This window comes from Microvirga sp. P4_G7 (assembly GCF_056401005.1).
This window is the reverse complement of record NZ_JBFUKD010001092.1, coordinates 1-732: the sequence shown is the minus strand read 5'-3', so window position 1 is coordinate 732 and position 732 is coordinate 1. Positions and strand designations below refer to the sequence as shown.

1 protein-coding gene is annotated in these 732 nt (G+C 59.0%); it reads right to left on the bottom strand.

Translation table 11 applies throughout. The features are described 5' to 3' along the window. Positions 1 to 44 precede the first annotated feature (44 nt). Positions 45 to 732: exodeoxyribonuclease III (gene xth / locus AC1DT3_RS23225; protein ID WP_477467511.1), on the bottom strand; the 688-nt coding region annotated here is incomplete at its 5' end.

The following is a 732-nucleotide window of genomic DNA, read 5'->3' as shown; positions in this document are numbered from 1 at the left end:
AACAATATCTTCAAAGCCGACGCTGAATTCGACCTGACCCTGCGTCAGTCAATTGCGAGATCGACCATTACGGGGACGTGGTCGGAGGGTTTTTCCCAGCTGCGAACTTCCTTGCTCACCGAAGCCGATTTCAAGCGATCCGTCGCTTGCGGCGACAACAGCAGGTGATCGATGCGAATGCCGTTGTTCCGCTGAAACGCGCCCGCCTGATAATCCCAGAATGTATACAGCCCCGGCTGGTCGTTGCAGGCTCGGACCGCATCAGTGAAACCCAGGTTGATCAGTTGGCGATATTTGGCGCGGGTTTCCGGCTGAAACAGCGCGTCGTTCACCCACGCGCTCGGATCGGCGGCATCGATCGGGTCGGGAATGACGTTGTAGTCGCCGCATAGGACGACAGGTTCTTCGAGGGGCAACAGGCCGCGGGCATGGCGGATGAGCCGATCCATCCAGGCGATCTTGTAGTCGAACTTCGGCGTACCGATCGGATTGCCATTGGGCAGATAGATCGAAGCGACTCGAACAGCGCCGTTGGCGGTCGAAATCACACCTTCCAGATAGCGCGCCTGCTCGTCGCCATCGTCACCCGGCAAACCGCGGCGGACATCTTCCAGAGGACGCTTCGACAGGATTGCGACGCCGTTGTAGGCCTTCTGACCGAGGGTCGCGACGTTGTAGCCGAGCGCTTCGATCTCCAATCGCGGAAAGGCTTCGTCGACGCATTTCAGCTCT